10 protein-coding genes are annotated in these 11,725 nt (G+C 47.0%); 1 reads left to right on the top strand and 9 read right to left on the bottom strand.

Translation table 11 applies throughout. From position 1 onward, the window contains the following. The 4 genes from NG796_RS09705 to NG796_RS26435 form a co-directional block, all read right to left on the bottom strand. Positions 1 to 1,398, bottom strand: a 1,398-nt coding sequence (locus NG796_RS09705) for a protein kinase domain-containing protein (RefSeq protein WP_411268794.1), incomplete at its 3' end; no start/stop codon positions are given. Positions 1,399 to 1,574: 176 nt separating this feature from the next. Then, a complete protein-coding gene (locus NG796_RS09700) occupies positions 1,575 to 1,805 on the bottom strand; it encodes a hypothetical protein (protein WP_261206274.1) in 231 nt (76 codons plus the stop codon). 16 nt (positions 1,806 to 1,821) lie between these two features. Then, entirely contained in the window at positions 1,822 to 2,589 is a 768-nt protein-coding gene (locus NG796_RS09695; protein ID WP_261206273.1) for a hypothetical protein, read from the bottom strand. 416 nt (positions 2,590 to 3,005) lie between these two features. Further along, positions 3,006 to 4,277, bottom strand: coding sequence for a Tudor-knot domain-containing protein (locus tag NG796_RS26435; RefSeq protein ID WP_261206271.1), 1,272 nt, complete (start codon positions 4,275 to 4,277; stop codon positions 3,006 to 3,008). A gap of 284 nt (positions 4,278 to 4,561) precedes the next feature. Between NG796_RS26435 and ilvA the strand changes: the two genes are divergently transcribed. Beyond that, a complete protein-coding gene (ilvA, locus tag NG796_RS09685) occupies positions 4,562 to 6,073 on the top strand; it encodes a threonine ammonia-lyase, biosynthetic (RefSeq protein WP_261206269.1) in 1,512 nt (503 codons plus the stop codon). 304 nt (positions 6,074 to 6,377) lie between these two features. Here the strand turns inward: ilvA and NG796_RS09680 are convergent, their stop codons facing one another. From NG796_RS09680 to NG796_RS09660, 5 genes are all read right to left on the bottom strand, one after another. Continuing rightward, complete coding sequence (locus tag NG796_RS09680; RefSeq protein ID WP_261206267.1) at positions 6,378 to 6,779, bottom strand: hypothetical protein; 402 nt, start codon at positions 6,777 to 6,779, stop codon at positions 6,378 to 6,380. Between the two features lie 12 nt (positions 6,780 to 6,791). Next, on the bottom strand, positions 6,792 to 8,774 hold the full coding sequence (locus NG796_RS09675) for an iron uptake porin (protein WP_261206265.1): 1,983 nt from the start codon (positions 8,772 to 8,774) through the stop codon (positions 6,792 to 6,794). A 41-nt stretch (positions 8,775 to 8,815) separates the two neighbouring features. Next, complete coding sequence (locus NG796_RS09670; protein ID WP_261206263.1) at positions 8,816 to 9,808, bottom strand: serine protease; 993 nt, start codon at positions 9,806 to 9,808, stop codon at positions 8,816 to 8,818. Positions 9,809 to 10,212: 404 nt separating this feature from the next. Continuing rightward, a complete protein-coding gene (locus NG796_RS09665; protein WP_261206261.1) occupies positions 10,213 to 10,746 on the bottom strand; it encodes a COP23 domain-containing protein in 534 nt (177 codons plus the stop codon). Positions 10,747 to 10,860: 114 nt separating this feature from the next. Next, positions 10,861 to 11,406, bottom strand: coding sequence for a COP23 domain-containing protein (locus NG796_RS09660; protein WP_261206259.1), 546 nt, complete (start codon positions 11,404 to 11,406; stop codon positions 10,861 to 10,863). Between the last annotated feature and the right edge of the window lie 319 nt (positions 11,407 to 11,725).

Here is an 11,725-nt window from a genome sequence, read left to right as displayed (position 1 = left end):
CTGTACTACCTGAAACATAGGACTATACCCCTCCCCAATTGAAGGAATTGAACCCTGTCCAATGGAATCATACCATAAATGTGCAACGCCGTCGGCTCTGACGTACAATGCAGACTGATAATAAGGTGGATTTTCAGGAAACATTAAAGCGGCAAACCTATAGCCATTATCTTTTGCAGCAACAGAAATGATCGGAGACAGGGTAAAGGCAATATCCCACTGTTTCTGAGCTATTCGATTCTTAGCTTCTTGGTAAGGTAGATTCTGCTCACCATCGATCGCCAAGCCTACTTTTTTCCCCAGAAAAAATTCAATAAAATTACTGGGAATTAACTCTTTTTGCAAATAATCGGCTAAATCCCCGTTGTACTTGGGATCGCTTAACGTTCCAATCGTTAAGGCTTTGGCTTGTACTTTCGGTTTCCATAAGTAGGGAAGCGATCGCATCCCCATTCCTAAAACAACCAGAGAAACAACAGCAGCAATCACCAAACCCTGTCTATTTTTTGATGCCGATAAGCGGGATGCTGTTGCTATGGGTGTAGGTGGTGGCACAGGATAAGGAGTATTCGGCTGCACCTGCGTAAAAGATTCTAAGGCATAGAGCATTTCCCCTGCGCTAGAGTAGCGATCGCGAGCGTGGGAGCGAACTGCCTTATCTAACACATCGCCTAAACTGGTACTCACGACAGGCGCATCATGCCGCCAAATAATTTCTCCCGTAACGGGATCCGTCGCCAAATCTTGCGGCAGCTTACCCGTGAGCAAATAAATTGCCGTCAGTCCCAAACTATATAAATCACTAGAATAAACAGGTCTACCCGTTGCCTGTTCGGAAGCCATAAACCCAGGAGTACCAATTACAATCGAGTTAACAGCGTTTCCTTGGGTATTGAGCAGGGTACTCATGGCTTCCTTAACCGCACCAAAGTCAATCAAAACCGGCTTGCCATCGGGATGGCGCAAAATAATATTGTCCGGTTTGATATCGCGATGAACTATTTTATTGCCGTGGATGTACTCCAGCACTCGCAAGAGACTGGTCAAAATTTCTCTAACGGCACTTTCACTGAGTTTACTCTCCCTTTGCACCTTCGCTTCTAGGGTTTCACCGTTGATATATTCCTGCACCAAGTAAAACTCTCCCGCATCCTCAAAGTAAGCGTACAACCGAGGAATCTGATTATGCTCCCCCAAAGTTTGCAATGTAGCGGCTTCCTGTTTGAATCGTTCTTTAACGATTTGGTAAAATTGGGGTTTGACTTGGGGTTTGAGTTGCTTAATGACACAGTTTTGCTGCAACGGCATCTGGGTGTCTTCTGCCAGGAATGCCTCGCCGAAACTACCGCTTCCCAGGGATTTTATAACTTTATAGCGATTATTTAAGAGGATCGGCACGATGGGTACTCCTGGCTAGGGATGGCTAAATGAGTATGATGCTCTGGGAACTCTGCTTGCTTTTTACCGTCTATAGTGGATTTTGCTTATTACTTATTAAAACTTTTCTTATGTTTCCAAGCATCAGTAATTTTACGGAATTTTGTTAAAAAAATCAAGGAGCCATATTAGCTCTTTTAGGGATGGTAATGGGTGATTATATGAGAAAGTGAGCAGCACAAAGTAATAAGCCTTGGGGTAGGATGTTGGCAATCGGTGAGGAGGATGGCGAGTTTTTGCAGATCGCCTGGAGGTTGGATGGTGTGGATGTGGCAGCGCAGTTGTGAGGCGGTGGTGACTTCAGGATCGTGGCGATCACTCTGAGGTTGGCAAAGGACGATCGCCTCAACACTCCTAATTCTCACCACCTCTATTTTCTCAATTCTATATACTCGAATTTTTTGTAAAAATACACCTCACTTGACTACTGATTTCTTGAAGTTTTTTGATTCGTTCTAAATGAAATTCTTCTGGATTTTCCAGCCCTTCTCCTAGATAAAGCGCCCGTGGAGATAGTAAATACCAACTGGCTGGAACTACCTCTAATAACCACCAGTCAAATAAATGACGTCGTTCCGAAGAAGCCGGGGAAATGGCATATCCTGCCAGACAATCTTTTAAAATTGCTAAGGTTGCTTCTTTCGCTTGCTCGCGATCTAGCACCCCGATGGCATTTTTAAAAACATTTCGGCATTCAGAAATAATTTGTAAATTTGCTATTTCTCCATTTTTAACTGGATCAATTGGGTCTGAAAAAATGGCTTCTAACTTGTTTGTATCTTGTTGTAATTCAAGATTTAACTGTGCGGATGATAGGGTGGAGTCAATTTGGAAAAATATCCAACGCTCTAAAACTTCTAAGGTGGCTTTTGTAAAATTATTTTGCGGCTGATAAGACTCTACTATTGGCTCGACGACTAACGCCAAAATTAAGGCTAACCAGACATATCGAAGGTGACACAAGGTTTTTCCACTGTTTTGAAAAACATCTAAAATGTCGGTTAAAGCATCGTCTAGGGAGGCTGTTTCATCAGCCTCGGGTTCATAAAGCTCTGGATAATGATCCTCCCTGATTTTGTTGATTAAGGTTTTGAGAGGTTCAGGTATTTTATTTAATAAAGGTAATTTTTTATCCGCTGAAGATTGTACCATAAATTTACCCTTGTTTACTGTTTTTGTAGGATACGAATAATTCCCCGAGACGATTCCCTCTAAGTGGAGAGAATAGTCGGGCTCAAGCATCAATTTTATCGAAGCTAGATTCAGTAAGATGTGAGCGCGATCGCCCCTTACTGTCCCCAGTTGCGATCGCCTCTAATTATACGAAAGATAATCACATCCGTCAAGAGACAAGGCCGAAATAAGATATACAGGTTCTTCTCTCAATCCCGCCCTCAAAACCCCAGTCATACATCAAGGACGAGCTTCATTCTGTAACATTTAGGAGAAATTTCATTAAAAAAAGGTGGGTGATCCTTGTTCAACCCACCTTGACCCTAGATTTTATTGATGGGTAATTGATTTTCCAGAGTATTGAGTCTCTCTACCCAATTCCTCGGCGCAATCTTTTAACTGATTTCATCATTATCGACCCATTCATCATAGGAGGAATCATAATCGAGATAATGCAGGAAAGATTGCTTGCGTTTAACCTCCTGGATGATGGCGGTGTACCATTCCTCCTCTTCGTCATCCCAAACTTTCACTTTTTGACCAACGGCATAATCATAGTCATCTGAGGGCGAATAATTGCGATCGCGCAGATCTTCTTCCTCTATCCAATCATCATCAGAGGAACCATACCCCACATAATGGACAAAATATTCATCCTCTTTAATTTTGAGGATAGTTGCCTCATACCAATCCTCGTCCTCTCCATCCCAAACTTCTACCGTTTGACCCACCGCATACCCCGAGGAAATTTTTCCCGCTTCGGGTAGTTCCCCTAAGTTGATAGAATTTTTAGCCTCTACAATCAATTTTCGGGCTACAGTTTGAAGGCCAGTATGTTCGTAATAATTGGTCGTTTGGTCTAAAAATACTGCTACAAAGTCTAAGTTATCATCAGCAATTTGAATGAAATTTCCTAAACTTTGCACAATAGATTGAGGCGTCACCCCCGTTTTAGCCACTAGGTTATTCATCCAACCTTCTACCGCAGCAAAACCTTGATTAATAAATCCCACTTTATCCGAGGGACTGTTTCCGGGAATAAAATTATTCACCGCTACAAATATAGGATTTCCGGTGATGAGATTTCCCTCTGTCCCAGCCATCACTTCGTGAATTTTTCCTAGAAAATTGGGGCCAAGAGGCAACACGCCATCAATGCAAACCAATGCCATCATTCGCATTAAAGCTGCATCTTGATAGTTATTTGCCAAGGCAGCCGCAAATTGTTGAGGATTGGGATTTGGTAACCCATTAAGTTTGCAGTAGGCAATCAGTTCTACAACAACTTTTAGCAATAAATCAATGGTTTGTGTCGTATCGGCTTTTGGCGTCATTTTATTTAAAAACGACAGAAAACTGATTTTTTCTCCCACCTTATTGGCTAAAGCTGCCGTTGCTAAGGCTGCATCAGCACGGTCAATCGTCTGATAGAGTTTGATGGCGGTTTGATACCCTTGTTTCGGGTCTTGATACAAAGCGGCAGCCCGATCGCGAATCTTCTGTATAACCTGGGGGTCACTTTCTCCCGTAATGGCTCGGATACTATTGTCAAAACCAACTAGATTATCCCACTGACCGGGCATCAAATAATCCAATGCCTTTAACGCTTTTACCGTAATGTTGTCAGTGGGTAGCTCGTCAACTAACTGAATAATGGACTTATCCACAATTCGGAATCCTCACCATAAAAAAGGTTGTCTGCAATCATAGCTTTTCCCCTCTAAAATGGCCGGTTTCTTTAGGGAAACTTAATCTTGCAACCCAGAGAATATTTTGAACGCTCAAATTCAAGCTTTTTTCGCCTCACCAAGGGTTTGGATCCATTACCCCTAACCCGACTGCCCTCAATCTCGGTTCTACACCCTAGCAATTTTGCTCAGAGACTAGAGAGCGGTCACACCAGTAGCGTAAGATAAAAGATTATCCCGTTTTTACCAACCCCCCTGACCCCATGTATTGCGATTACCTGGTCCAAATCCTGACCGCCCGTGTCTACGATGTTGCCCAAGAAACGCCCCTAGAGTATGCCCCCAATCTCTCCGCCCGACTGGATAATCAACTCCTACTCAAACGGGAAGATATGCAGTCCGTGTTTTCCTTTAAATTGCGGGGTGCATACAACAAAATGGCGCAACTGCCGCCAGAACTCCTGGCAAAGGGCGTCATTGCTGCTTCTGCGGGGAACCATGCTCAAGGGGTTGCCCTCGGTGCCTCCCGTCTGGGAACCCAGGCGATTATTGTGATGCCGGTGACAACGCCTCAAGTCAAGGTAGATGCGGTAAAATCCCGTGGGGGAGTAGTGGTGTTGCATGGGGATACTTATGATGATGCTTATGCTTATGCCCGGGAATTGGAGGCGGAAAAAGGATTAACCTTTATTCATCCCTTTGATGACCCTCATGTAATTGCGGGACAGGGAACCATTGGCATGGAAATTTTACGGCAACATCAGAAACCGATTCATGCCATTTTTGTGGCGATCGGGGGGGGTGGTTTGATTTCGGGAATTGCCGCCTATGTTAAGCGCTTACGTCCAGAAATTAAGATTATCGGGGTTGAACCCATAGATGCCGATGCTATGTCCCAATCCCTCCAAGCGGGACATCGTGTGCGCTTATCTCAAGTGGGATTATTTGCTGATGGGGTAGCAGTTCGAGAAGTCGGGGAAGAAACATTCCGGTTGTGTCAACAATATGTAGATGATATTATCCTCGTCGGCACTGATGATACTTGTGCGGCGATTAAAGATGTGTTTGAAGATACGCGATCGATTGTAGAACCTGCCGGTGCCTTGGCGATCGCCGGTGCAAAAGCCTATGTCGAACGAGAAGGCATCCAAAGCGAAACCTTAATTGCCGTTGCCTGCGGTGCAAACATGAACTTTGATCGCCTCCGATTTGTTGCCGAACGTGCCGAATTTGGGGAACGCCGCGAAGCAATCTTTGCCGTTACTATTCCCGAAGAACCGGGAAGTTTGCGCAAATTTGGCGACTGTATCGGGAGACGAAATCTCACAGAATTTAACTATCGCATCGCCGACCAAAAAGAAGCACATATCTTTGTGGGAATGCAAATCACCAACCGCGCCGATGCCGCTAAGATGGTAGAAACCTTCGAGGCCAATGGATTCAAAACCCTCGACCTCACCGATGACGAACTCACAAAGTTACATTTACGTCACATGGTCGGAGGACATTCTCCCCTTGCTCACAATGAATTACTCTACCGCTTTGAATTTCCCGAACGTCCCGGGGCCCTAATGAAGTTCGTCGGACACATGAGCCGCAACTGGAATATCAGCTTGTTCCACTATCGGAATAATGGGTCTGACTACGGGCGCATTGTCGTGGGAATGCAAGTCCCGCCGGAAGAAATGCAGGAATGGCAAGCCTTTTTAGATAATGTCGGCTATCGCTATTGGGATGAGAACAAAAATCCCGCTTATACTCTGTTTTTGGGATAAAACAAATTGATTGTTCTCAGGATGAAGGTCTGAACAGGTAGAAGCGTTCCCTTCATCCTCTTCCCCTCCACTGGAATACGGCGCAAAAAATTTGGGGTGAAGGGGATTGCAATTCTTGATTTGATGTCGTATTATATTCATAATGGGATGTTGACTCTAATAATATTTTTACAAATCCTCCCATTATAAATAATAATTTATCAAAGTCAATCCCCCCTGTCAACCCCATTTCCCTTTTTTAGCGAAAAATCCCTAAAATTTTATAAAAATCAGTGAAACTAGGTGTAATCAGTGGTTAGAGATGTCAGCGCCCCCTCACACCACCCCGAGGAATAATTACATCAGTCGGGTCAAAAGTCGGGCCAATGCCCCGAACTTCAGGAGAAATCGGTACAAGTCCGGCATCGCTTTCTACACCTCCGCCAATCGTTCCGCCACCGATCGGGTCACTATTTCCATTGAGGGCATCCCGTAAAAAATTGTCAAATCCTCGCTGTTGAAATCCTCGTCTTTCCTCTTCAGAAAAAGTGGGTTGAATGGGGGTGCGGAGTCTGGGGGGACAAGCGGGAACCGGACTGGTGCCGGGTCTGGCTTCGACTAAACAGGGTTCGGTTTCTTGGGCGATAACCTTGATGGATGAAAGGAGTCCCAACAGGATGGGAAATATAGTCAGGGATAGGATTAATTTTGCAGTTTTTTCAGACATAAAATGAGTTTCCTAAAAGCGGAAGGTAGTACGAATGGTGCCGATAAAAATATCTTCATTATTAGCATTATGTTCGGGATTGGTGATGAACATGATGCCGGGGGTAATAGAAATGCGATCGCTGACACGCCAGCGATAAAAGGTTTCAAAATGCAGGGAGGTATCCGGGTCTTCCTCTAAAAATAAATCGGTGCTATCCACTAATTTTGGGGGTTGACCAACGAGCAAGGCGAGCAAATCTCCGGGTCTGCCGAAGGGGTCGGAATATCCGAGGGAAAAAAGGTAAGTGGTGGTAGTGGCAGAGGCATCGGAAACGGTGGAGTTGGTGAACATCCAGGCTCCCCAAGTACCAAAAGTGAGATTTGGATGAAAACGCCATTGCAGGGAACCCCCGATCGCATTAATCTGGGCTGGTTCATCCATAATTCCGCCGGTATCTGCGAGAAAACTGCCGGTGAAAGTATCTAGGCGGCCATCTTTGGCGTAGGCATTCACATAAGTTAAACCCGCGATCGCAGTATTGGTGGGTTTAAGTAGCAATTGTATCCCTGTCGCACTATGATCACCACCGACTATCCCAGCGCCTTCCGTGAGACTACTACTATTGCGGGTGCCATAAGCCGCCTGTAATCGCACGCGATCGCTGAGTAACAAATCCACCCCGGCACCGGCATCCAGGCTGCCAATTTTAAAAATCGGACTCGCTTCGGCAAAACGAGACAGGGCACCTCGACCGGCATCAAAATAGCCGGAATTAGCGGTGAGAACACTACTTAAACTAAAGCCAACCGGACGGAAAGTAACAACCGCCCGATCGCTCAGGGCAAAGCGATATTCTAACTTATCCAAAACCACGCGATCGCTAAATCCCCCTTGATAAGATAGCAATGCCATATCCGTATTAAAAGACTCCGGACTAGCAAAACCGCGATCGCCAAAATTGCCCGAAGATAACTCTAGGCGGAGTCTATCTCTCCCGGTAAAAGAAGCCACCACCCCAACGCGAGCGAGATAAGAAAACACGAGATTATTCTCTCCTTCTCCCGGGGGTTCTCCCCCACTCCCTCCGGTTAAGGCAAAAATTGCTTCTCCCCCCAACACTGCCGTGGGAGAAAATTGTTGCGACTCTAATTCAGCGGTTCGCACCTCTAAATTTTCCACCCGACCTTTTAACGTCGCTAATTCGGCGGCAAATTCCCGTTGTAGTTGTTCGAGGACCGATAAATCATCGCGGGAAATGACTTCCCCGGCACTAGCAATCCGCTCATTCATCCGTTCCAGGCAGGCATTGAACCCAGCGGCAAATTCATAGCGAGTTACAGCCCGATCGCCCCGAAATGTCCCGTCTGGATACCCTTGAATACAACGGTAGCGCTCGATCAGGGATTGGAGGGCTTGAAATGCCCAATCCGTGGGTTGCACATCAAAGAGTTGCGAGACTGAGGTCGTTTGGGCCATTGGATCGGTATCGAGAAGTCCCTGGGATAGGGGGAAAAGCGAGTCTGGATTGTCCAAGGTCCCGTTGACCGGAGACGACTGTTCGGATAGGGGGGGATTTGGATTGTCTTGAGTAACGAGAAGCGGGCTATTATCCCTCGCGGAGTCCGAAACATTGTCCGGGGAAAGAATCCCTAAATTCCCGGAGAGGCTGAGTTGCTCCCCAATCCGGTTATCAAAGATCTGTTTTCTCAATGAACCTGGGTAGGCAGGCTTTGTCCGTATAGCCCCACCCTCCAGGGTGCGGGTGTTTGCTGGAGCGTTGGGACTTTCTGTGGTCAGTTCAATCCGTTGCCGGTCCTCTGCCGGGGAGGGTTCTACCCTCAGTATCAAGGCAGGGGAAGCAGTTGCCCTAATGGAGGGCAGAGTCACGAGAAAGACGACAACACCAGCAATAGCGGTTTTCATGCGAGTCAGATAAAACAAGCTGTGGATAAGGTCTCTGGGATAAAATGCCACATAAAAGAGGGAAATGGGGTAGGGTGTTTCCCATCTCATTCTCTCGGAAGCGGTCCCAAAATGGGAAAATTAAGGGCGTCTCAATTACAGGGTTCTCCGAGTAAGAGGCTAGAGCAACCCCCAGAGGGGCTATCCCGCAGGAGCGATCGCAAGAAAGTAAAATCTTTATAAATATCTTCAATCGTGTCCGCCTGTTCCATATTGGTCATCCCGTGGGCGATCGCCTCGGGATCCACCGGGGGTTTCGCAAACGAGAGGGTAAGTTGCTCCCGTTGGACGCGATCGATAAAATGCAGGGTTTGGATCCCACAACTATTGTTTTGGCTTAACTCCGGATCGACACAATAGCGGTCTTCCTGAGCGCGTCCCCGTCCGTGAATGCCGACTAACTCCCCATCTTGATTAAAAACGGGTCCCCCGCTCATCCCCCGCTTCGTCTCGTTGGTATAGAGCAAGCTGTATCCCCCATCATCCGAGGGCGGATTGGCAATGTCCGTAAGATTTCCTTCCCGGAACTCGCGGACTCGGCGGGCGCTTTCATCTTCAGGATTGGGCCAACCGGAGATATAGACGGGTGCGCCGCGATCAATAGGGTGAGAGTCTCCCATCACGGCAATAGGATAGTCTTGATTGCTGGTAAAGGTAATAATCGCCAGATCAAGCCCCTGAATTGTCTCGCCTAACTCCCCTTGTTCTTCCCCCAGGGGAATAATATTACTTTGGGTCTCCACATCATCCACTTGATGCACTTTCCCGTCACTGGTCCTGACCCCATAAACTACTTCGCGGGTTCTGACGACATGGAGTGCAGTTAAGACCGAGTAAGTATTGCCATCCCGGGCCACAATCACCCCTGATCCGGGATTCCATTCTTGGCGAGCTTCAATGTCTCCTTCTTGTAATCCTTGGGCAATAATCACCGTGGTTTGGGAGGCGATCGCATTCACCTGTTCCGGAGCTAACGAGCCACTCGCCACCAGGGGGAGGGCCTGGGTGATCCGCACCACCAAGGCGATCGCCACTGCTCCCGTTGTAGCGAACAAATAAGTCGGAAATCGACCAAATAATAACATAAAAATGGGTAATATAGAGTTTTGAATCAAGCAGCTTGAGGGGAGAAAATTTAACCCTTCAAGCCCGTATTTTCCTAATAGGTTAGACCCCGGCCCTCGAATTGTAATTCGCCTTGACCCCGAAGAAGGATCAAGCTTTTGTGACGGGCTCTGCCGAGAGCAGGGATTGCTCCGGTAACCTTTAATGTTTCCTCTCTATTTTTCTGAATAAAAAACCTAGAGAAAGTTTCACCTCTCTCTAGGTTATTTACCAATGGACAGTCTCCCGGAGTGGGCAACCGGCGCGATCGGGTGGTGTAAAGCTTCGCGATCGCCCCACGTTCGGCACGAATCGCGGGCTATCTTGATAAAGCTCATACGCTTTCCTCACTTCTTTTCTCCTTGGGGTTCAAACAGAATCTCTACTACCCTGTCAAAACTAGCGTAGGCAGGGGGGAAAAATCCTGCAACAAATTCCCCACTACGACTAGGTTAATTAAGCTATCCGTCCCAAGTAATCCCCCCAGCAATCTAGCGGGTTCGGCACGGTTATTGCCATTGAAAGCAAACAAAACATTCTGGCGATTGCAGCCGACATCCGTCCGATTTACGGCACAAACCACCATCTCTCCATTGACTCGCCCAACGGTGAGATATAACCCACTGAGGCTATTGCCATTGTTATGCAACACGGCATTCAGTTGGTTTGACACCTGCTGACAGCTCGCCAGAGAATCATTGGCACTCGGATAGCCTTGATTTCTCCAAGAAATCATCGACTCTGATACCGATCCATCGGTTCGGACCGCGCGAAGGGTATAAACGTTATCCGAGGGGTGGCATTCAAAAGACACCACTGACGTGGGGGATGACGCCATACTGCTGGGGGATAGGAGTAAACTGCCTGGGGTTGCCAGTAAAAGGGCTGCAACCCATCGGCCCATTGTTTTCAGACTCATAATTCGATTCTCTATTCCTGACTGGACCCATCGACTGAAATCTTGCTATTCCAGTTCGCCAAGCCTCGGCGATTTCCAGCAAAATGCTTTGTACAAGTTCTAAGGATAGGAGGATTAAAAGAGTTGATTGACTAGGATTTGTAAATCCACGTAGGGTTGTCCTCCGGACTCTTGAATCGCGCTTCCGCTGCCTACAACCCCTGCACTGGCGAGATTTCTTAACATTTGGCTGGGGTTACGACGGTTGGCATGGTTGAGGGTAAATAGCACATTTCTGGTATTGCAACCGGCTCGGGTGCTGCTAACGGCACAGAGAACCGCCTCACCATTGACTAATCCAGCCGTCATGTAAAGTCCCTCTAAACTCTGGTTATTTTCCTGTAACAAGCTATTGAGGCGGTTGGTAACTTCTGTACAGCGGCGTTCGGGGGTATATCCTGCTCCGCTAAACTCCTCGGTTTTCCAGACGATCATGGGGTCTGACACCTGTCCATTTTGGCGAACCGCTAGGGTGACAAAGAGTTGATCGGGAGAAATCTGACACTGAAAGGAACTGAGGGGTGCTGCAGACTGGGCAACCGATTTTGGGGCGCTGATCAGGGGAATAGCGGTGGCTACAACCCCGGCGATCGTGATTTGTAATAGCTGTTTAAGATTCATGGGTTCCTCTCCGGTATAGACTAAATAGAATGACGTTTAAATGCTTCAAAATTATCCTGAATTTCACCCCTTAATTTTTCCAGTCTTCCTCACGCCGAGGTTAACTTTTATGAAGCCCCCTCAAAAAATTTGTCCGCGAGGGAATAATCGCGATCGCCAGAGTGATTGCTCTATCGGCGAGGAAGGGCTTCTAAACTGCTGGATGTAACCTGGTAACTCTGACTTAGGCGGGTTAGGCTTCGATGACTCTATGACTCTCCAGCCCTCCACAAATGGAATATCTGGAAATCCACTCACCCGGAAACTCCCTCCTACCGGC

The sequence above is a fragment of the Laspinema sp. D2d genome (genome assembly GCF_025370755.1).
GTDB lineage: Bacteria > Cyanobacteriota > Cyanobacteriia > Cyanobacteriales > Laspinemataceae > Laspinema.
The sequence above is the reverse complement of the archived record's forward strand: the minus strand, read 5'-3'. Positions and strand labels throughout refer to the sequence as shown.